Genomic DNA, 19,332 nt, shown 5'->3' on the forward strand with positions numbered 1-19,332 from the left:
CGCGGTCCGGCTGTTACTTCGGAAGAGCGTCCTGCCGCTCCGGGTACGACGGCTGCGCCCCGTGCCGGGTCACGGCAAAGGCACCGACGCGCGCTGCTCGCCTGCCTGCCACGGCAGCGCTCTCGCCCCGGGCCAGTCCCAGCGCGAGCGCTCCCACGAAGGCATCTCCGGCGCCGGTCGTGTCGACGGCAGGCACCGTCGGTGAGGTGATCTCGTCGATCTCCGCGTCGACGGTCAGGATCGCGCCGCTCGCGCCGCGGGTCATGACCACGGAGCGCACTCCCGCCTCCCGCAGCTGACGCACCGTGTCCACATCGTCGTCGGGCGCTTCGGCGCCCGTCAGCGCGGTCAGAGCCAGGCGCGCCTCCGACTCGTTGACGACCAGGGGGTGCGCCGTGGCGAGGGTGCTCTCCGCGACGCCGATCACCGGTGCGAGGTTCAGCAGGAATCGGGTTCCGGTCTCGGCGCAGAGCCGCGCCAGCCGATCCACCGCGGCGGCCGGGATCTCTCCCTGGGAGACCACGAGGTCGCTCTCCTCCACTGCGGCCCGGAGCTCCTCCACGTCCTGCACGGTCCAGGAACCGTTCGCCCCGGCGATGATCACGATGCTGTTCTCGCCCGCCTCGTCGACGGTGACCACCGCCAGCCCGGTCTCCTCCTCGGGCAGGCCGGTCGTCGCGGCCAGGTCCGCACCGGCGCGGCGCAGCAGGTCGAGCGCGAGATCGGCGTCGGGCCCGGTGCCCGTGCGGCCCGCGAAGCGGACGTCACCGCCCAGGCGGGCGGCCGCGCAGGCCTGATTCGCGCCCTTGCCGCCCGGAGAGCGGCGCGACTCGGTACCGGCGATCGTCTCGCCCGGCTCCGGGTGCCGGGGCACCGCGAGGACGAGGTCCACGTTCACGGATCCGACCACGAGGATCCGCCCCTCGCCGATTCTGTTCTGCTCGGGCACTATGGCTGTCCTCCGAGGTAGCGCTGCGGGTTGGTGGTGATGAGCTGCTCGGCCCGGGCGCGGTCCACGCCGCGCGCCATCAGCAGCTCGAGGAAGACGGTGGGCACGAGCACGAAACCGCCGCCTCCCAGGTGGCTCCACATCTGCTTGAGGAACAGGTCGTGGCTGAGCAGGATCTGATCGCCGTATCCGAGCTCGAGCAACTGGGCCACGGCATCGGCGGTGTCGCCGATCGCGGGGGATACTCCTTCGCCGGGGAAGGAGATGTCCAGGCCGATCATGTCGAACTCGAGCCAGACGCCGCGATCCAGCAGGCGGCGCTGGTAGTCGATATCGGCCCCGGAGGGGTCGCTGTGGGCGAGAGAGATCTGCGCGGGATTCGCACCCATCTCGTCCACGGCGATGTCGAGCACCTCATCGCCGCGCCGCTGCCAGCCGGGCATGTGGATGTTCATCGCCGTGCCGGGGCTCTCGCGCTGGGCGAGCGCTGCGGCCCGGAGACCGGCCCGTTCGCCGGCGGTGAAGTCGGGCGAGACGCCGACCTCGCCGATCATGCCCGCCCGCACCCGCTCCTCGCCGACGCCGTCCCGCAGGTCACGGAGGATCTGCCCGGCGAGCTCGTCGACCCCGTGTGCGGTGAGGCGGCGTCCTTCGAACTTCTCCAGGTAGGCGCCGGCGGACATGACCACGTGCAGTCCCGTCTCCTGGGAGAGCCGGAGGAGATCCGCAGGGGATCGCCCGATCGCGGCGGAACCGGTGGCATCGACGATCGTGCCGCCGCCGACGCCCTGGAAGGCCGCGACCTCCCCGCGCACTCCGGCGAGGTCCTTCGGGGCGACGTTGTCGGCGCTGCAGTACGGATCCTGTTTCAGGGCCCACTGCAGGGACGGGTCGACGACGCGATCGGGAAGGACCTGGCTGAAGGAGTACGACGGGTCGGCGAGGCACCCCCGCAGATCATTGAACAGGTGCTCGTGGGGGAGGACCACACCGAGCTCGGCGGCAGTGACGGGGCCCGTCACGGTCTGCACCGCGTGCGGAGAACCCGTCATGGTCGTGCCTCCTCCGAGATCGGTTCCTGCCCGTCGTGCGCGGTCATCTGCCGCGCACCGCCCTCGTCCCGCACCTGCTTCGAGGGGATCATCGCGATCGCGGAGGCGCTCAGCGCCACCAGCGCACCGAGGATCGTCACGACGTGGACGGTGCCCATGCCGGGGATCAGCGAATCGATGAGGATGGATCCGACGAGCTGCCCTGCCGTCGAGGCCAGGGCGAGGAGCAGCAGGCCCAGCCGGGTCACCAGGATCGCCATCAGCGCGATCGAGAGGAGCCCGAGCGGGCCGCCCAGATACATCCACCAGGTGTCGGGGAGGGCGAAGCTCGCGTGCCCCATGCCCAGACGGATGATGAACGCGGCGGTGAGGAACACGAACCCGATCAGGAAGTTCCAGGTGATCGAGACCAGCATCGACCCGGCCAGCTTGCCGATGTTCGAGTTGCCTGCGGGCTGCCAGCCGGCGAGCAGGCCGCCTGCGAAGGGCAGTGCGATGAGCGCCAGGGCGTGGGGAGTCTCGAAGTTCGGAGAGACGACCAGCACGGTCGCGACGACGGCGAGCGCTGCCCCGACGATCCGGAAGACGCTCAGCGCCTGCTTGAACTGGACCCCGATGGCGAGGCGGTCGCACACCACGCCGGAGATGACCATGCCGGAGATCAGCGCGGTCTGGAAGGTCGCGACGCCCAGGGCTCCCACGGAGATCCCCTCGGACAGCACGATCACCGCACCGCACAGCCCGGCGAAGAAGTTCGGCCAGGGGATGGTGCCGCGTCGGAGGTGCCCGGGCAGTCCCAGGAAGGCGCTCCGCGTGGAGGACCGCGGAAGGATGAGGACGAGCATCAGCAGCAGGCCGCTGCCGAAGGAGACGATCGACGCCAGATGCCCATCGCCGAGGTCGGCGCCGAGGCGCCCGTTGACGGCTGACTGCATCGGCCCGAGTGTTCCGGCGAGCACGGTGAACAGTACGAATAGGCCGACGGAGGCGGTCTTCGCGACGGGAGGTCGATCATGGACGACGTTGTCCTGAGTCGTGGTCATGTCATGCCACCTCGTCCGAATCCTCTGCGGCAAGCCACGTCATGGCCTGGCTGAACAGCCTCGCATAGCCGTCCCAGTCCATGAACTCCTGCGGGGCCCAGTGCGGGGAGACGTCCGAGGCGAAGGCGAGCGAGCGCCCGGCGCCGACGGTGCGGACGGCGAGCAGCGGATGGCCCTCGACCTCTGCGAGCACGGTCGCGTCCTTCGTCGCGACGAGCTCCTGGTAGCCGAGAAGGATCGGCCAGGTCTCGTCGAGACCTGCGACGACGGGGTGGTCGGTGCCGGTCAGTGTGCCCTGCACGCCCTGCGGGGATTCCACGCGGTCGTCCCAGCGGTGGATGGTCACCGGCAGGATCTCCTCGACGGCGGTGCCGGCGTAGTTCGCCTTGGCGCCGAAGCCCTGGAAGGAGAGATAGCCGCCGGCCATCATCAGCCCGCCGCCGTCGCGGACCCAGTCGCGCAGCAGGTGCAGACGGTTGGGGGCGGGGCGACCCAGGTCGAAGACCTGCGGCGGGAGCAGCAGTGTGTTCGCGCCGATATCCGAGAGCAGGACGACGTCGTACACGTCGAGCTCCTCACGGGTGAGGGGGAAGGATTCGGCCACGTCGTGGGAGCGCAGGTGGGTGACGTCGTGCCCGTCGGCCCGCAGCACCTCCAGAAGTTGCGCACAGCCGATCTGCACCTGGGTATGGGGGAAGGGGTCGTATCCCTTGTGGTCGATGGTCGCGCTGACCCACGACTCTCCTGCCAACAGCACCTTCGCCATGTGTGTTCCTCCTCGAACTGATCCGTGAGACCGTTGCGCAACGGTTGCGCAACGCTTGTCCTGGCCGACAATAGACCGGCCGCGTTCGGAGGGCAAGCCGTTCCCGCGTAACCTGTCGACGCAGCGCCACTGGAAGGGGACCCATGTCGATATCCGCCGTCGCCCGAGAGGCGGGCGTCTCGACGTCAACCGTGTCGCGCTTCCTCAAGGGGCAGCTCCGGATCAGCGCCGAGACCGAGGCGCGGATCCGGGCAGCGATGGAGGCCACCGGATTCGCGGCGCCGCGGAGCACGGTGCAGCACGTGGCACTAGTCATCCCCGAGCTGTCCAACCCGTACTTCGCGCAGCTGACCCAGGCAGTCACGGACGCAGCCCACCACCGCGATCTCGAGGTCTCCGTACTGGTCTCGGACGGGCTCGAAGCCCGCGAGCAGAAGATCGTCGCCGCCTGCTCCCAGGGCCGTGGCCTGGGAGCGGATGCCGTTCTGTTCGTCTCGATGACGGGCAGCGGTGCGCTCCTCGCGGACGTGCCGGAGGACTTCCCCCTCGTCGTGATCGACGAGAAGCTCGACGGTCCGCTCGCCGAGGCTCGACCCTTCGTGGGCGCGGACAATTTCGAAGGCGCCTACCAGGCCACGACCTACCTGCTCAGTCAGGGCCACCGGCGCATCGCGCACCTCGCGGGTCCAGGACGCCTCGGCTCAGCACGCGATCGCCTCAAAGGTCATCTCCAGGCCCTGCGAGACGCCCACGTCGACGTGGACTCCCGTCTGGTGCTCGAGGGGACGTACACGGAGTCGTCCGGCGCGAGCGCCCTCTCCCGCGTCCTACGACTCGAGGACCCGCCCACCGCGGTCTTCGCCGCGAGTGACATCGTCGCGGTCGGTCTGGCGGCGGCCGCACCCATGCACGGCCTCCGCATTCCCGAGGATCTGTCGCTGATCGGCTTCGACGGGATCGAGCAGGGCTCGTGGGTGACGCCCCGGCTCAGCACCGTCGTCCAGCCGCTCGCAGAGATCGCCCGGCAGGCGCTGGACCTCGTCGCAGCCGCCGGGGCGGATGAGGAGCCGACGGCCCACCTCCTGCCGATGGAGCTGAAGATCGCCGAATCGGTCGGCGCGAACTCGACATCACGGGCGTGAGAGCAGGACCTCTTCGAACAGGTCCGTGGCCTCGATGAGCTGAGCGAGCTCGAGACGCTCGTCCACGGAGTGCATCTGCGTCGGATCTCCCGGCCCCCAGATGGCGATCGGGACGTCCGGGCGAAGTCCCTGGAGCACGGACCCGTCGGTGAAGTAGGTGACCGGTGCGCTGTCGACGGCCGAGGGCAGCGAACGGATGAAGGGCGCGCCCGGATCCGTGCGCAGCGCGGCGAGATCGAGGATCGTCTCGACCTCGTCGATACCGTCGATCCGGCGCCAATGCTCGAACAGGGGAGCCGAATCCGCCACGGTCCGCTGATCCAGGGTCGCGGTCGCTGCGGCGGGAACAATGTTCGTGGCGTCCCCGCCGTGGAACGTGCCGATCGATGCAGTCTCCGTGCCGAGCACCTCGTCGTGGCGCAGGGGAGCGGCAGCCAGAGCCGGGCCCAGAGCGGCAGCCAGCCGGAGCACCGCGTTGACTCCGCGCTCCGGGGCGGAGCCGTGCGCCGCCCGCCCCCGAGCGATCAGGCGCAGCCAGCAGGCACCTCGGTGAGCGCAGCGCACGGCAAGGCCCGTCGCCTCCGGCACGATGATCCCGGTCAGCTCAAGATCCGCGATCGCCTCCCCGGTTCGCTGCGCCCCGAGCGATCCGATCTCCTCATCGGCCGTGAGCAGCACGTGCCCGCCGGCGCCCCGGCCGGCGGCGCGGATCAGCGCGGTGACCGCGGCGGCGAGGCCCCCCTTCATGTCCACAGAGCCCCGTCCATGCAGATGGGTCCCGTTGATCTCGCCGCCGTGGGGATTACTCGACCAGCTCTGCAGCTCGCCCACCGGCACGGTGTCGGTGTGGCAGGCGAACAGCGGGGCGGGGCCGTCCGGACCGAGAGAGATCAGGGTCCACGGCCGCTCCTCGCCGCCCGCGCGGATCCGGGCGTCGGGGACGTGTTCGCGCAGGACGTCAGCGACCTGACGCTGGACCGCCCGCATGCCGTCGGCGTCGGTCGACGGGCTGGGGATGCGGACAAGCGTCGAGGCGAGGTCGACAGGGTCGATCAACGGGACCTCCCGGAGTGGGGGATGGAGCGCGACAGAGTGCGGGCGGTGCCCGGTGGGGTGAGCGTATCGAGGCGAGTTCTGCCCTGCAGTTCATGGTCGCTGAGCGGCGGCCGACGGGACGAGCACCTTCACCCCAGCATCGGCCAGTGCCCGGGCGAGGTTCTCCGGCGGCGGGGCGTCGGTGATCACGAAGTCGGCTGCAGTGAGCGGCGCGACCTCCGCGAAGAGTCGCTTCTCGAACTTCGAGGAGTCGACCATCATGGCGACGAGGTCGGCGCGCTCCATCATGGACGCCATCATCTGCGCCTCGCCGGGGTCGCCGGTCGAGAACCCCCGATCGGCCGAAAGAGCCCCGACGCTGATGAGCGCGATGTCCGCGGCGATGGAGATGGGTGCGCCGTTGGGGGAGAGCCCGAGTGACAGGGCGCCGACGGTCGCCTGCGAGCCGATCCGTACTCGCCCGCCGAGAAGATAGAGCTCGCGCAGGCATGCCGGGTCTATGGCCGAGGGGACAAGGATGTTGTTCGTCGCGACGGTGAGATCGCGCAGGTCCTGCAGGCGTCGAGCGACGGCGAGTCCCGTCGAGCCGGCGTTGAGGATGATGGATGAGCTGTCCGAGACCAGCCCGACGGCCAGGTCCGCGATGGCTTCCTTCGCCTCGTTCTGCACTCCCTGACGCACGTTGACCGTCAGCTCCGGCCAGGCGGTGGTCGCCTTGCTCATCGCCCCACCGCGGGTGCGCACCACCTTGCCCTCCGCGCTCAGGGCATCGAGGTCTCGGCGGATGGTGTCGGCGGAGACGTCGAACCTTTCCGTCAGCTGGGTCACCGTGACGTGCCCTGAGCTCGAGACGATCGCTTCGAGCTCTGACTTCCTGCCTGCAGGCAACATCCTGATCTCCCTCCGGCCGCAGCGGCCTGGCTTCGGTGGTGCCCGGAAACCCCAGGGGAGACCGCGCCTGCCATGGCGCCGACGCTGCGCCCATGGCTCCCATGAACTCTCTGCGTCGCACGCACTTCCACGCACGATAGCGCACCAGAGTGGTCGTGATGCGCGGATCTGCGGTGCTGTTTGCGGCTGATCGTGGACCCTCCTGAGCCGTTTTCGCCGCGGATTGACCTCTTGACAGGTGATCCACGCCTCATCTACTGTCCTCGGCATGTTCGCAGAAGCGCGCATAAGAACGCATAAAGACGCAACACGTCGCAACGGGAGGTTGTCATGAGCAACGGTGCTCTAGGTCGCCGCACAGTCCTCGCAGGTATGGGTGCCGCCAGCGCGGCCGGAGCACTCGCCGCCTGCGGTTCCTCCGGGGGATCCGGTGGGGACGGGAAACTCGAATTCCAGCAATGGTGGGAGCCGGAGCTCCCGGAGGGCTTCCTCCGCGAGCTGATGGACGAGTTCGAGGAGGCCAACGACGGGATCACGGTGGAGCTGCTCTCCGGCCCCTACGCGGCGACCAAGGAACAGCTGATCGCCGGTGCCGCCTCGCGCACGATGCCCGACGTCCTGGGACTGGACGGGGCTTGGGTCAACGACCTCGCCTCGCAGAACGCCCTCGGCGATCTCGACCAGCTCATGAGCGATGCCTCCTATGACGACGCCGACCTCGCGGCGAAGGTCGAGGTGGACGGGGCCACCCGGATGATCCCGGTCGTGAACTTCGCCTACATGCTCTTCGCGAACCGGACCGCTCTCGGCAAGGCCGGAATCGATGCGCTGCCGACCACCCGCGAGGAGTTCACCGCCGCCGCGAAGGCCGTGGTCGACTCGGATCCCGATGTCGCCGGCTGGGTGCTCCCGCTCTCGCTCGAAGCCCCCAACGGCGTGCAGAACGACGTCATGTCCTGGCTGTGGGCCGACGGACAGTCGATGCTCGCCGAGGGGAAGCCGGCGCTCGAGAGCGACGCGGTCCAGGGCGTTCTCGACTACATCGTCGAGCTCGACGAGCAGGGCCTGATCGCGCCCGGCTCCGCGACGCTCAAGGAGCAGGACAAGGTCGAGGAGTTCAGCTCCGGTCGCGCCGCGATGATCGTGGACACCGTCGCGCACGTGAACATGTTCCGCACCAACTCCCCGGACCTGGACTTCCAGGTCGCCGCCATGCCGACCGGCGCGGACGCCGCGGGGACGCCCGGAGTCACCTATGGCAGCTGGGGGATCGGAGTCGCCGAGGCCTCGGAGAACAAGGAGGCGGCCTGGAAGCTCGTCGAGTTCCTCATGGGCGAGGACGTCAACGCCCGCATGGCCACGGCCGCGAACGCGTTCCCGGGAAATTCCACCGCGGTGCCGGAGGCCGTCAAGGAGGACGACGTCATGAAGACCGCCTTCGACGTCTGGCAGAGCGGAACCCCGGTCAACGAGTTCGTGGGCCTCCCGGTCGCCGAGCAGCTCATGCGCGAGTTCGCCGAACAACTGCAGAAGACCCTCGAGGGATCCCAGAGCGTCGATGAGGCGCTCGCCGCAGCGCAGGAAGCGTGGACCGCGGAGCTCTGACCTCGGTCCGCCCGTCGTCCGATCCGCTTCCCTCGAAGGAGCCCCTATGCCTGCATCCACCGCTGTCGAGCCGACGCTCGGAGCGTCGCCCGAGCGCTCCGACCGGCCGCGACGCCCCCGCCGCAGCCACCTGCAGGGATCGCCCCTGCGCCCCTACGCCTTCCTCTCGCCCACGCTCATCGTGATGCTCGTGCTCATGGCGGTCCCCATCGTCATGGTGGTCTGGTACTCGTTCCAGGACTCTGCCGTCACGGTCCCCTCCACGGAGTTCGTCGGCTTCGAGAAGTACCAGCAGGTCCTCTCCGACGGGACGTTCTGGAAGGCGACCTCCAACACGGCGATCTTCGCCGGCGTCAGCGTCATCGCGCACTTCGCGATCGGCATCGCCTTCGCGACCCTGCTGAACTCCGAGCTGCTGAGCCCGGCGGTGCGAGCCGTCTTCCGCACCGTGTTCATCCTGCCGTGGCTGTTCACCGTCGCGGTCGTGGCCGTGCTGTGGCGGATGCTGCTGAACCCCAACGGGATCGTGAACTACCTGATCACCACCTTCGGGATCAGCGATTCCAGCATCGAGTGGCTCTCGAGCTCCGCGACCGCGCTGCCTGTGGTCACCTTCATCAACATCTGGTGCGGCTACCCCTTCTTCATGGTGAGCCTGCTCGCCGGTCTCCAGGGCATCCCGAAGGACCTCTACGAGGCAGCGCGCGTGGACGGCGCCGGGCCGGTCCATCAGTTCTTCCACGTCACGATCCCGCAGCTCCGCCCGATCATCCTCAGCATGGCGATCCTCGACTTCATCTGGACCACTCAGCAGTTCGCCCTGATCTGGATGACCACCGGCGGAGGCCCCGTCGATACGACGGAGATGCTCAGCACCTACACGTACAAGCTCGCGTTCTCGAACTACGACTTCAGTGCGGCGTCCGCCAGCGCGGTCGTGGTGCTGCTGCTCTCGATGATCCTCGCGATCCTGTACGTCCGACAGCAGAAGGCGCGTGATTGAGATGACCGCCCTGCGCGAAAGGCCGACGACGCCGATGTCGCACTCCCACCCCGCCCCCACCCCGACTCCTGCCCCGCAAGCCCGGGCCCGACGGAACCAGAGGCCCCAGAAGATCGGGATCCACGTCGCGCTGCTCGTCTGCGCCCTGTTCCCCGCGCTGCCGATCCTCTGGATGGCCTCGACGTCGCTGAAGCCCAACGGCCAGGTGTTCGCGTGGCCGCCGAAGCTGATCACCTCCGCGATGAACCTGGATTCGTACGTCGCGATCTTCGCCGACGGCGAGAAGCTGCGGTTCTTCCTGAACAGCTACATCGTGGCCGGTTCGGTCACCGTCCTGACCCTGCTGGCCTCGGTGCTCGCCGCCTATGCGCTCAGCCGGTACGACTTCCCGTTCAAGCGGGCCCTGAACGTCGTCATCATCTCGGTGCAGGCCGTCCCGCCGATCACCCTGCTGATCCCGTACTTCGGGCTGGTGGTGACCCTCGGGCTCTATGACACCTACGGGGGACTGATCCTCACCTACATGGTGTTCACGCTGCCCTACGCGATCATCATGATGACCGGGTACTTCAACACCCTGCCCCGGGAGCTCGACGAAGCCGTCATGGTCGACGGCGCCGGCCCGCTCACGGTGCTCTTCCGGATCCTGCTGCCGATCGCCGTACCGGGGCTGGTCTCCGTCGGCGTCTATACGTTCATGATCGCGTGGAACGAGTACCTGTTCGCGCTGACGCTCACGCGCACCAACGAGATGCGCACAGTGCCGATCGGGATCCAGCTGCTCATGGGACAGCACTCCTATGACTGGAGCCAGATCATGGCGATGAGCATCCTCGGATCCATTCCGATCCTGGTGCTGTTCACCTTCTTCCAGCGGTACTTCCTCAGCGGGATGTCCGCCGGCGCCGTCAAGGCCTGACCCCTCGGGGCCGGCCTCACCGGGGCCCGGCCCGACCCCCCGACCTCCCAGGCACCACCGTCTGGGTTCGACGAAAGGACCGAGCGAATGCTCATCAATGGAATCGACCTGCTCGCCACCGCGCACGAGAACTCCTTCGCGGTGCCGGCGTTCAACATCAGCGACTGGGCGATGATGCGCGGCGTCATCGAGATCAGCGAGGAGCTGGACAGTCCGCTCATCGTGGCGATCCACCCCGACGAGCTGGCCCATGTCGGGGAGGACGTCATGCCGGCGATCGTGCAGGCCTCCCGGCGGGCATCGGTTCCGGTGGCGATCCACTTCGATCACGGTGCGACGTACGAGCAGATGCTGCTGGCGGTGCGCACCGGATTCACCTCGGTGATGCTCGACGGGTCGATGCACCCGTACGAGGAGAACGTGGCCCTGACCCAGCAGGCTGTCGGCGTCGCCCACCCGCTGGGGCTCTCCGTCGAGGCGGAGCTCGGCACCATCGGCAAGACCGACGACGAGGCCGAGGCGGGCACCGACGACATCATCTACACCGACCCCGAAGTCGCGAAGGACTTCGTGGCGAAGACCGGGGTGGACAGCCTCGCGGTCGCCATCGGCACCCGGCACGGGATCTACCCCTCCCACCTCAAGCCGGAGCTGAAGCTCGATCTGCTCAAGGAGCTGAAGGCCGCAGTCTCGATCCCGCTCGTGCTCCACGGCGGCTCGAACAACCCCGACGACGAGATCGCCGAGGCCGTGACGCTCGGGGTCAACAAGATCAACATCTCCAGCGACATCAAGGTCGCCTACCACCAGAAGATGCGCGAGGTACTCCAGGAGAGCGGGAAGCGGGAGCCCAACGTCATCCAGCCCGACTGCATCGCGGCGATGAAGGAGACGGCGGCACACAAGATCCGCCTGTTCGCGGCCGACGGCAAGGCCGCGCTCTACCCGCGGCTCACCGACCTGCGCTGAGAGGGGCGACGCTGATGAACACCTCGATCGTGCTGGGCCTGGGCGGCTGCCTCGACAGCGAGGTCGCCCTCGACCCCTCGCGACTGCAGGCACTGGTCGACGACCATGCCGTCTCGCTGACGGAGATCCGGCAGCCGGCCGAGCTCAGGACGGAACACGATGTGCTCCTCAGCGTCCTGGACTTCCTGCGGGACGGCGTCGGCGGAGAGCGCTACGTCTCCACCGTCGACGCCGTCCTCGCCTTCGAGAGCCACTTCGAGCACGAGACCACCCTGGGCGGGACCAACGTGCGCGCCGGCCGAATCCTGGCGCAGCTGGGACACCCGAACGTATTGCACGTTCCCGGCCGGGACGAGACCTTCGAGAGCCTGCTCGTGGACGGCTCCACCCTTCCGCAGCAGACCCCGCCCGCGGAGTACGTGCCGCACCTGATCGTCCAGTACCCCGCGGGGCTGCGCGTGCAACTGAGGGACGGGACCCTCGTAGCGGCGCACTCGAACCGCGTGATCCTCGTGCACGACCCGGTCAGCGAGCTCACCCCGCTCCACGACTCCCTGCCGCAGTGGCTGCAGCCCGGGGGAGTGCTGGTCCTCTCGGGCCTCAACTCGATCCGTGACGAGCAGATCCTCAACGCCCGCCTGCGCGCCCTGCGGGACACGCTCGACGACGCCCCGGCCGGCCTGCGCGTCTTCTATGAGGACTCGGACTACCACGTCCCCGCCTTCCGCCGACGGGTGTGGTCCGAGCTCGCTTCCCGGGCGACCGTCATCGGGATGAACGAGGACGAGCTCGCCTCGTTCACCGGAACCCCGGTGGACGTCACCGACGCAGCCCAGATCGCCTCGGCGGTGACCACCGTGCTGGAGAACATCCCCGGGGGGACTCTCGTGGTGCACTCGAAGTACTGGGCGCTCGCCGCCGGCGCGCAGGCCCCTGAACTCGAGGCCGCGCTCGAGAGCGGGAACCTCGCCGCCGGTGCCCGCTTCCTCGACGGGGACCGCGCGCAAGCCACCTCCCTCGACCTCGTGCGGGCGCAGCCCCGCAGTCCCCAGGGCGAAGACATCGCGCGGAGGCTGCCGGCTCTGCTCGGCGCCCCTGTCGTGGTAGTCCCTGCCCGGACCCTGCGCGCCGCAACTCCGACCACCATCGGCCTCGGCGACACCTTCCTCGGCGGGCTCCTCGCCGGGGTCGTCGACTCCGACGCCGCTCTCAGAACCCCCTCGACCGTGGAGGTCTCATGAAACCCGTACGCCTGGACCGCAACCAGCCCCCTGGCCGCTTCTACCGCGGGGGCGCCCGCATCGCGGAGTTCCGCGGCGTCCCCGCCCAGGGCGAGTTCGACCCCGAGGATTGGGTCGGCTCGACCACCGAGGTCACGGGAGAGCCCGGACTCGGCCTGTCGACGCTGCCCGACGGGCGGCTGCTGCGCGACGCCGTCGCCGCCGACCCCGTCGCCTGGCTGGGCGCCGAGCACGTCGCCGAGTTCGGCGACAGCACCGAAGTGCTCACGAAACTGCTCGACGCCGGCGAACGCCTGCCCGTGCACATTCACCCCAGCCGCGAGTTCTCCGCAGAGCACCTGGGGCTGACGCACGGCAAGGCCGAGGCCTGGATCTCCCTCAGCGACGGCGACGCGCACATCGGGTTCCTGCCCGAGGTGACGCATGAGCAGGTGCTTCCGCTGCTGGCGGCGGGGGAGACCGCCCCGGTGCTCGCGCTGATGCATACGCTCACCGTGCAGGCGGGAGACGTCGTGTACTGTCCGCCAGGCATCCCGCACGCCATCGGCGGCGGCTCATTCATGGTCGAGGTGCAGGAACCTGCTGATCTGTCGATCTTCCTCGAGTGGAAGGACTTCCCGCTCCCGGGTGGTGCGGGCGGGCACTTGGGCCTTGACGACGAGACGGCCGCGGGTGCGGTGGCGGCCGGGATCGAACGCGAGATGGTGGAGCAGTTCGTCACGGCTGGACGGGGCACGACGGGGGACCTGCTCGCCGGGGTCGATGCGCCGTTCCGGGTGGATCGGGTGAGGGCGGGGGATGAGATCGAAGCGGGGTTCGCCGTGTTGATCGTGATGGCTGGGAACGGCGCAGCGATGAACCAGGACTTCGAACAGATCGTGCTGGAGCAGGGGAGCACCTTCGTGGTCCCGTATGCATGGGGAGCGGTGGCGATCGACGGAGAGGCGGATCTCGAAGTGATCGTGGCTCGGCCGCCAGCTCCTGCCTGAACGACTCGATCAATCAGGCGACGATCACCTGTGGCCCGAGCTCTCGTACCGCGGTGACGTCCCCCGCGGCCAGCGCTGCATTGGAGATGATGGACCGGAACTCGTCGAGCCGTGCGACCCGGTACTTCGCGAAGTGGCCGAACTTGCCGGCGTCGGCGAGGAGCACCGACTCGGTCGCGGACGCCATGGCGGCGCGCTTGGCGTCGATCTTGGCCTCGACGGGTGTGGTGATGCCGTGCTTCGCATCCCAGGAGCTCGAGGAGATGAAGGCGATATCGAGGGACAGCTCGCCGAGGGTGAGGGCCGCGAGGCGCCCGATCATCGACTGGTTCGCGACGTCGACGCGGCCTCCTACGCAGAGGAGATCCACCGACGGATGGTCGAGGAAGGCGCCCGCGGTGCCGAGGTCGTTGGTGACCACGGTGAGGTTGCGACGTTCCTGGAGGAGGGGGCGCAGGGCCTGGACCGTGGTCCCGGCGTCGAGGTAGAGGGTCATTGAATCGGTGACCATCGCGGCTGCTGCGGCGGCGATCGCGAACTTCGCCGGTATGTTCGCCTCGGCCTTGGCGGCCCTCGGCGGCTCCTCGAGCAGGCGTGCTTGCACCGTGACGCCACCTTGAGTGGCCCGGGCGCGACCCTGTTCGTCGAGCACGGCGACATCTCTCCGCACGGTCATCTGGCTGACGCCGAGCAGCTCGGTGAGCTGGCGATAGCTCAGGACCGGCTCGGTGCGCAGATGGTCCAGGATCTGCTGTCGTCGCTGCTCGGGGATCAGCGGTGAAGTTCCCACGGTGCCACCTCCGGCGTCAGTGTACGGTCGGCGCGGCCCAGGGGCTGTGCCAGTGCTCGGCGAGCTCGGCGGCCTGTTCGGCGCTCAGCTCGCGCCTGGGGGTGCCCGCGGTGAGGAGGGCGATCCGGCACGCCTCCTCCACTTCGACAGCCCGTTCGACGGCGTCGACGAGGTTGGTGCCGGCCACCACGGAGCCGTGATTGGCGAGCAGGGCCGCGCGGAAGTCACCGGGTGCCTCGAACACATCGACCCCGAGCTGCGGGGAGCCGGGCATCCGATAGGGGAGCAGGGGAGTGCTGCCTACCCGCATCACGAAGTAGGGGGTGAGCGGAGGGATGGCGTTGGCCTCGCTCCACGGCTGCGTGCAGGAGAAGGCCGTGGCCTGCGGCGAGTGCACGTGCACCACCGCGCGGTGGGTGCTGCGTCGCCGGTAGAGGCCGAGGTGGAGCGGGGTCTCCTTCGAGGCCTTCGCCCCGCCCAGAACCGTGCCGTCTAGAGCGGTGATCGCGAAGTCCGAGGGGGAGAGCGCTCCGAGCGAGGTGCCGGTGCCGGAGACCAGGATGCGCTCGCCATCGCGGGCGGAGAGGTTCCCGGTGCTGCCGGGGCTGAGGCCGGCGTCGACCAGGGCGCGGCCGGCGGCGATGAGGTCATCGATCACGCTCATGCCAGGACCTCCCACGCGGTGGTGAACATATCGTCGGCGCCGAAGTTCCCGCTCTTCAGGGCGAGGGCCACCGCGGTGCCGCCCGACTCCGTGAGGGACCAGCACACACCCGGGGCGATCTCGGGGCCGATGCGCAGCGCGGTGGCACCGAGCGCGCCGACCACGGCGCCGCTGGACTCGCCGCCGGCGACGATCAGCGCCCTGCTCCGCCCGGAGTCCACGAGCTGCGCGGCGACCGCGGCGATCACGGCCTCCACGGTCGCGGCGGGATCGAGTCCCTCGACGGGCGAGAGCACGTCCTCGCGGGTGCGAGCGGCGCAGACCACGGGGATCGCCTGCTCCGTCTGCTCATCGATCCACGCGACGATGCGCTGCGCCGTGGCGGCGGGGTCCGCTGCGGCAGCGGGGACGTCGATCACGTGCACGGGCTGCGTGCGTGAAGCGTGCTCGATCTGGGCGAGGCTCTGAGCGGAGACGCTCCCGCACAGCACTGCGCGCCGGCCCGCCGTCGGGGCCTGCCAGTCGTCGACCTCGCCGGCGGGCCCGGGGATGCCGAGAGCCAGCCCGGACCCGCCGGAGACGAGCACGTTCCCGGCCACGGCCGCCCCGATCGTGCGCAGGTCCTCCTCGTTCTCGGTGTCCAGGACGATGTAGGGCGAATCGGTCGCTTCCAGAGCCTCCCGCAGTGCGGTGGCGCCGCGCAGGATCTGCTCCCGATGGATCTCGGCGACCGCGTGCACGGTCTGCGGGCGGAGCAGATCCGCGACCCGGGAGCGGGTCATGGGAGTGAGGGGGTGGTGTCGCATCGAGGAGTTCTCCAGCAGCTTCTCACCCACGTGGAGCAGGCCCTCGCGCACCCTGCGACCATTGGCCGGCAGGGAGGGGACCACCACGCAGCGTGAGGACCCGAGCAGATCGAGCGCCGCATCGAGCACGGGGCCGATGTTGCCGCGGTCAGTGGAGTCGAAGGTGGAGCAGTACTTCACGTAGAAGCGGTCAGCGCCCCAGCCACGGAGCCGGGTCAGCGCCGCATGCGAGCGGTCCACGGCATCGGCGACCTCTGCGGTGCGGGTCTTTAGCGCGACCACCACGGCGTCCACGGTGCTGAGCTGCTCGGCCGTGAGCTCGGCATCCTCGATCGTGACCACCACGCGGTGGCCGGAGGCGCGCAGCATCATCGCGAGATCCGTCGCCCCTGTGAAGTCATCGGCCACTGCTGCGAGCATGCCGTCCCCTCTCTGCCGGCCCGTGCCGGAAGTGCGCTCCGCGCGGGCCGGGTCGGCCACGCCGTGTCTCAGGGATCCTCTCACAGACGCACGGATCAGTGTGAATCGATGGTGCGATAGTTGACAAAGATGGAAACTCTGGCATTGTTATCCCGGTCTGATCCACCCACCACGACAGTGAGGGCCGATGGTGCTCCTTCCACATCCCGACCGTGCCAGGTCTCCGATTCGCATCGCGCTCACGGGCGCCAACGGCGGCTACGGGCGAACATTCCTTGCCCAGCTCGCCTCCACCCCGGAGATCCTTCCCGCCGTGCTCGTCGATCCGGACCTCGACGGTGTCTTCGCCATGCTCGAGGACCTTGGGCTCGCCGGGCGTGCCACCGTCTCCGACACCCCCGAGCGGACCGCGCAGATCGTGGCCGACGGCGGCATCGCCGTGGTCACCGCCGCGGACGGCATCGACTGGGACTCGCTCGACGTGCTTGTCGAAGCCTGCGGGAAGGTTCCCCACGGCACCGCGTACGCGGCCACCGCCCTCGAACGCTCCACCCACGTGGTGATGGTCAGCAAGGAGGTGGACACCGTCGCCGGCGTCGCCCTCCACACCCGGGCCGCGGCCGCGGGGCTCAGCTACCTGCCCGGGGACGGCGACCAGCCCGCGAACCTCCTGCGCCTGCTCGACTGGGTCGCAGCCGTGGGCCTCGACGTCGTCGCCATCGGCAAGGCAGGCGAGTACGACCTGCTCTTCGACCCGGCCAGCGGCACCGTCACCCAGGCCGACGAGACGATCGACGCCCCGCAGCTGCGAGAGCTTCTGCAACTCGGCGACGACGCGCGTGGCACCCTCGACGCCCGCGCCCGGGCCGTCGCCGCCCTGAAGCGCGCCGCCGCGGCGGACTCCTGCGAGATGACCGTTGTCGCCCAGCGCACCGCGACCGTCGCCGACGTCGAGGCCATGCACTACCCCGTCGCCCGCATCGACGAGCTCGCCGACATCTACGCCGCCCGCGAGCACGGCGGGATCCTCACGGCCGACGGAGCGGTGGACGTGTTCAGCGCTCTCCGCCTTCCCGGCGAGGCGAGCTTCGCCGGCGGCGTCTTCGCCGTGGTCCGCACCGGTGATCCCGTCACCTGGGAGGTGCTGCGCGGCAAGGGCCACGTGATCAGCCGCGACGGCCGATACGCCTGCCTCTACTGGCCCTACCACTACATGGGGGTGGAGACGCCTCTGACGGTGCACGCCGCCATCGACCGCCGCTACTCCCCGGTGCCCCGGACGACCACCCTCCTCGCAGCACGCGCCCTGCGCGACCTGCCCGCCGGGACCGAGCTGGCCGTCCACGGTCATCACCACGAGATCGACGGGGTCGCCCCGGTGATGCTCGACGCCACCACCGACGCGACCGCCTACTACCTCCTCGACGGAACCCGCCTGGTGCGTGACCTCCCCGCCGGCGCCCTCCTGCACGAGAGCGACGTCGAGGGCATCGACCCGCTCGCCCGCGACCTTCACCGCGAAGGCCGCGCCGTCACCACGACCACCAAGGAGTGACGCGATGACGCACCACACCCCCCGTCGGACGCCCCTGGCGCTCCGTCCCCGCACCACCCTGGAGCCTGCAATATGAGCATCGAGATCATCGCCCTGATCGGGCTGGTCGCCGTCTTCGCGATCTCGGCCCTGCGCAACGTCCACATGGGCGCGCTCGCACTCGTCTTCTCCTTCCTCATCGGCATTGGCCTGGTAGGGGAGAGTCTGGACGAGGTGCTCGGCGGGTTTCCTGTCGACGCCCTCATCATCCTGCTGGGCATCACCTACCTCTTCGGCCTCGCCCATGAGACCGGCACCATCGACTGGCTGGTGGATCGTTCGCTGGACCTGATCGGCAACCGGGTGGCACTGCTGCCCTGGGGCCTGTGGGCCATTGCGACCTTGATCGCGTGCCTGGGCACCTCCCATGCGGCGTTCGCCGTGGTGCCGATCGCGATGACCCTCGCCCACAGCCACCGCATCAACTCCACGATGATGGGCATCGCGATGAGCTCAGCCATCGTGGGCGGTGCACTTGCGCCCACCTCCATCGTGGGCATCACGGTGATGTCGGTGGCCCGCTCAGCCGACATCCCCTACAACCCGGCCCTGATGTTCGTGCTGTCCATCGGCATCAACGCGCTCGTCGTCGCCGTCGCCTTCTTCATGTTCGGCGGCCGCGAGCTGATCCGCCGCACCCGGGAGGCCGGTGCCGGTGGCACCCCTGTTACGGCCGACGCCGACGGTTCCCTGGGAAGCGGCGGCGTCGCCGTGGCCCAGCAGGTCGACGCCCCGGGTAAGACGGCGCGCAAGACCCTGACCGCGATGCAGATCCTCGTCCTCGTGTCGATCCCGCTGCTGATCGTGTCGTTCTTCCTGCTCACCCTCGCCGAGGTGGACGTCAACCTCGGTGTGGTCGCCCTGGTCATCGCCGTGGCGATCGCACTGATCGATCCGCGCATCGGCAAGTCGGCGATGAAGCGGATCGACTGGAACACGATCCTGCTGCTCGGCGGCATCATCACCTATGTCAGCGTGCTCACCCGTCTCGGCGCGATCGACCAGCTCGGCGAGGCCGCCCGCTCCGTCAGCTCGCCTCTCGTCGCCGCTCTGGTGATCTGCGTGATCGCGGCGCTGGTCTCCGCCTTCGCCTCCACCATCGGCATCATCGGTGCGCTCGTGCCGCTCGCCGTGCCACTGCTGATTCCGGGTGGCGGCCTGGAGATGACCGGGTTCATCTACGCGCTCGCCATCTCCGCCTCCCTCGTGGACTGCGCCCCGTTCGGCACGACGGGGGCCACGATCGTGGCCTCCACCGTCGAGGAGCACCGTGCACGCGTGTACCGCAACCTCACCCGCTGGGGCCTGGCGATGGTCATCATCGGGCCAGTCGTCACGATCGCGACCATGGTGGTGCCGTTCGTCATCACCGGCTAGATGTGATGTCCAGGGAGGTTGGTCAGTCGAGTGACTGGTGGGTGGCCCCCGATAGC

18 protein-coding genes are annotated in these 19,332 nt (G+C 69.2%); 9 read left to right on the top strand and 9 right to left on the bottom strand.

The window, feature by feature from the left end:
• Window positions 1–13 precede the first annotated feature (13 nt).
• Genes INT51_RS14980 through INT51_RS14995 form a run of 4 tightly spaced genes read right to left on the bottom strand, consistent with a single transcriptional unit; the run spans window position 14 to window position 3,810 of the window.
• Window positions 14–949 (bottom strand): ribokinase, encoded by a 936-nt coding sequence (locus INT51_RS14980; RefSeq protein ID WP_304502209.1) that lies wholly within the window; start codon window positions 947–949, stop codon window positions 14–16.
• Entirely contained in the window at window positions 949–2,001 is a 1,053-nt protein-coding gene (locus INT51_RS14985) for a phosphotriesterase (protein ID WP_193106124.1), read from the bottom strand. The genes INT51_RS14980 and INT51_RS14985 overlap by 1 nt, the downstream gene beginning before the upstream one ends.
• Window positions 1,998–3,044 carry a DMT family transporter gene (locus INT51_RS14990; RefSeq protein WP_193106125.1) on the bottom strand — a complete coding sequence of 349 codons (1,047 nt, stop codon included), beginning with the start codon at window positions 3,042–3,044 and terminating at the stop codon, window positions 1,998–2,000. The genes INT51_RS14985 and INT51_RS14990 overlap by 4 nt, the downstream gene beginning before the upstream one ends.
• A 1-nt stretch (window position 3,045) precedes the next feature.
• Window positions 3,046–3,810: a glutamine amidotransferase gene (locus INT51_RS14995; RefSeq protein WP_193106126.1), complete on the bottom strand. Its 765-nt coding sequence runs from the start codon at window positions 3,808–3,810 to the stop codon at window positions 3,046–3,048.
• 143 nt (window positions 3,811–3,953) lie between these two features.
• Between INT51_RS14995 and INT51_RS15000 the strand changes: the two genes are divergently transcribed.
• Complete coding sequence (locus INT51_RS15000; protein WP_193106127.1) at window positions 3,954–4,952, top strand: LacI family DNA-binding transcriptional regulator; 999 nt, start codon at window positions 3,954–3,956, stop codon at window positions 4,950–4,952.
• Here INT51_RS15000 and INT51_RS15005 read toward each other — a convergent pair.
• Window positions 4,941–6,008, bottom strand: a complete 1,068-nt coding sequence (locus INT51_RS15005) for a M20 family metallopeptidase (protein WP_193106128.1) — start codon at window positions 6,006–6,008, stop codon at window positions 4,941–4,943. The two genes, INT51_RS15000 and INT51_RS15005, sit on opposite strands and share 12 nt — an antisense overlap.
• A gap of 90 nt (window positions 6,009–6,098) precedes the next feature.
• The gene (locus INT51_RS15010; protein ID WP_193106129.1) at window positions 6,099–6,899 is read right to left on the bottom strand and encodes a DeoR/GlpR family DNA-binding transcription regulator; all 801 of its coding nucleotides are present in this window, start codon (window positions 6,897–6,899) and stop codon (window positions 6,099–6,101) included.
• A gap of 330 nt (window positions 6,900–7,229) precedes the next feature.
• Here INT51_RS15010 and INT51_RS15015 point away from each other — a divergent pair, with 330 nt between their 5' ends.
• The 6 genes from INT51_RS15015 (at window position 7,230) to INT51_RS15040 (ending at window position 13,625) form a co-directional block, all read left to right on the top strand.
• Window positions 7,230–8,504 (top strand): sugar ABC transporter substrate-binding protein, encoded by a 1,275-nt coding sequence (locus INT51_RS15015; RefSeq protein WP_193106130.1) that lies wholly within the window; start codon window positions 7,230–7,232, stop codon window positions 8,502–8,504.
• Between the two features lie 46 nt (window positions 8,505–8,550).
• Window positions 8,551–9,507: a carbohydrate ABC transporter permease gene (locus INT51_RS15020; RefSeq protein WP_193106131.1), complete on the top strand. Its 957-nt coding sequence runs from the start codon at window positions 8,551–8,553 to the stop codon at window positions 9,505–9,507.
• Window position 9,508: 1 nt separating this feature from the next.
• On the top strand, window positions 9,509–10,426 hold the full coding sequence (locus INT51_RS15025) for a carbohydrate ABC transporter permease (protein WP_226832558.1): 918 nt from the start codon (window positions 9,509–9,511) through the stop codon (window positions 10,424–10,426).
• An 87-nt stretch (window positions 10,427–10,513) separates the two neighbouring features.
• Window positions 10,514–11,395 (top strand): ketose-bisphosphate aldolase, encoded by an 882-nt coding sequence (locus INT51_RS15030; RefSeq protein ID WP_193106132.1) that lies wholly within the window; start codon window positions 10,514–10,516, stop codon window positions 11,393–11,395.
• 14 nt (window positions 11,396–11,409) lie between these two features.
• A complete protein-coding gene (locus INT51_RS15035; protein ID WP_193106133.1) occupies window positions 11,410–12,636 on the top strand; it encodes an ADP-dependent glucokinase/phosphofructokinase in 1,227 nt (408 codons plus the stop codon).
• Complete coding sequence (locus tag INT51_RS15040; RefSeq protein WP_193106134.1) at window positions 12,633–13,625, top strand: class I mannose-6-phosphate isomerase; 993 nt, start codon at window positions 12,633–12,635, stop codon at window positions 13,623–13,625. Before INT51_RS15035 ends, INT51_RS15040 begins: the two co-directional genes overlap by 4 nt.
• A gap of 13 nt (window positions 13,626–13,638) precedes the next feature.
• Here INT51_RS15040 and INT51_RS15045 read toward each other — a convergent pair whose 3' ends face one another.
• Genes INT51_RS15045 through otnK form a run of 3 tightly spaced genes read right to left on the bottom strand, consistent with a single transcriptional unit; the run spans window position 13,639 to window position 16,305 of the window.
• On the bottom strand, window positions 13,639–14,415 hold the full coding sequence (locus INT51_RS15045) for a DeoR/GlpR family DNA-binding transcription regulator (RefSeq protein ID WP_193106135.1): 777 nt from the start codon (window positions 14,413–14,415) through the stop codon (window positions 13,639–13,641).
• A gap of 16 nt (window positions 14,416–14,431) precedes the next feature.
• Window positions 14,432–15,079, bottom strand: coding sequence for a class II aldolase/adducin family protein (locus INT51_RS15050; RefSeq protein WP_193106136.1), 648 nt, complete (start codon window positions 15,077–15,079; stop codon window positions 14,432–14,434).
• A complete protein-coding gene (gene otnK / locus INT51_RS15055) occupies window positions 15,076–16,305 on the bottom strand; it encodes a 3-oxo-tetronate kinase (RefSeq protein WP_193106137.1) in 1,230 nt (409 codons plus the stop codon). Before otnK ends, INT51_RS15050 begins: the two co-directional genes overlap by 4 nt.
• Before the next feature lie 187 nt (window positions 16,306–16,492).
• On the opposite strand from otnK, the gene INT51_RS15060 reads away from it, so the two are divergent.
• Entirely contained in the window at window positions 16,493–17,860 is a 1,368-nt protein-coding gene (locus INT51_RS15060; protein ID WP_226832494.1) for a homoserine dehydrogenase, read from the top strand.
• A gap of 72 nt (window positions 17,861–17,932) precedes the next feature.
• Window positions 17,933–19,276, top strand: a complete 1,344-nt coding sequence (locus INT51_RS15065; protein WP_193106138.1) for an SLC13 family permease — start codon at window positions 17,933–17,935, stop codon at window positions 19,274–19,276.
• Window positions 19,277–19,332 lie beyond the last annotated feature (56 nt).

The sequence above is a fragment of the Brachybacterium sp. FME24 genome (assembly GCF_014897705.1).
In the GTDB taxonomy this organism is placed as follows: domain Bacteria; phylum Actinomycetota; class Actinomycetes; order Actinomycetales; family Dermabacteraceae; genus Brachybacterium.

Bases quoted from the DNA above. Each gene is read 5' to 3' on its own strand.
- INT51_RS15010 (WP_193106129.1), bottom strand. From the start codon at position 6,899: ATGTTGCCTGCAGGCAGGAAGTCAGAGCTCGAAGCGATCGTCTCGAGC.
- INT51_RS15040 (WP_193106134.1), top strand. From the start codon at position 12,633: ATGAAACCCGTACGCCTGGACCGCAACCAGCCCCCTGGCCGCTTCTAC.
- INT51_RS15035 (WP_193106133.1), top strand. From the start codon at position 11,410: ATGAACACCTCGATCGTGCTGGGCCTGGGCGGCTGCCTCGACAGCGAG.
- INT51_RS15030 (WP_193106132.1), top strand. From the start codon at position 10,514: ATGCTCATCAATGGAATCGACCTGCTCGCCACCGCGCACGAGAACTCC.
- INT51_RS15000 (WP_193106127.1), top strand. From the start codon at position 3,954: ATGTCGATATCCGCCGTCGCCCGAGAGGCGGGCGTCTCGACGTCAACC.
- INT51_RS14985 (WP_193106124.1), bottom strand. From the start codon at position 2,001: ATGACGGGTTCTCCGCACGCGGTGCAGACCGTGACGGGCCCCGTCACT.
- INT51_RS15050 (WP_193106136.1), bottom strand. From the start codon at position 15,079: ATGAGCGTGATCGATGACCTCATCGCCGCCGGCCGCGCCCTGGTCGAC.
- INT51_RS14995 (WP_193106126.1), bottom strand. From the start codon at position 3,810: ATGGCGAAGGTGCTGTTGGCAGGAGAGTCGTGGGTCAGCGCGACCATC.
- INT51_RS15020 (WP_193106131.1), top strand. From the start codon at position 8,551: ATGCCTGCATCCACCGCTGTCGAGCCGACGCTCGGAGCGTCGCCCGAG.
- INT51_RS14990 (WP_193106125.1), bottom strand. From the start codon at position 3,044: ATGACCACGACTCAGGACAACGTCGTCCATGATCGACCTCCCGTCGCG.
- INT51_RS15015 (WP_193106130.1), top strand. From the start codon at position 7,230: ATGAGCAACGGTGCTCTAGGTCGCCGCACAGTCCTCGCAGGTATGGGT.
- otnK (WP_193106137.1), bottom strand. From the start codon at position 16,305: ATGCTCGCAGCAGTGGCCGATGACTTCACAGGGGCGACGGATCTCGCG.
- INT51_RS15065 (WP_193106138.1), top strand. From the start codon at position 17,933: ATGAGCATCGAGATCATCGCCCTGATCGGGCTGGTCGCCGTCTTCGCG.
- INT51_RS15060 (WP_226832494.1), top strand. From the start codon at position 16,493: ATGGTGCTCCTTCCACATCCCGACCGTGCCAGGTCTCCGATTCGCATC.
- INT51_RS15025 (WP_226832558.1), top strand. From the start codon at position 9,509: ATGACCGCCCTGCGCGAAAGGCCGACGACGCCGATGTCGCACTCCCAC.